Source organism: Parafrankia sp. Ea1.12, assembly GCF_900465275.1.
GTDB classification, from domain to species: domain Bacteria; phylum Actinomycetota; class Actinomycetes; order Frankiales; family Frankiaceae; genus Parafrankia; species Parafrankia soli.
The window spans coordinates 1-280 of the sequence record NZ_UBIZ01000219.1 but is presented as its reverse complement, the minus strand read 5'-3'; the positions used below and the strand labels follow the sequence as shown (position 1 = coordinate 280).

Below are 280 nucleotides of genomic sequence, written 5' to 3'. Positions count from 1 at the left end.
CCTCCCGACCCGCAGCGGACGGGACGGCCACCGATCAGCCAGGAGATCGCCACGCTGATCGAGCGGCTCGCGACCGAGAACCCGACGTGGGGCTACCAGCGAATCCAGGGCGAGCTCCTCAAACTCGGCCACCGGGTGAGCGCATCCACGATCCGCCGGGTCCTGACGTCCCTGGGGCTCCCCCAGCTCCGAAACGGCAGACCGACACCACATGGCGACAGTTCCTGCGTACGCAGGCGTCGACGATGCTGGCCGTGGACTTTTTCCACGTGGACTGCGC

1 pseudogene is annotated in these 280 nt (G+C 68.2%); it reads left to right on the top strand.

What is annotated here, in order from left to right:
• Positions 1-280, top strand: a pseudogene (locus tag FMEAI12_RS08455) (helix-turn-helix domain-containing protein); the annotation flags it as partial.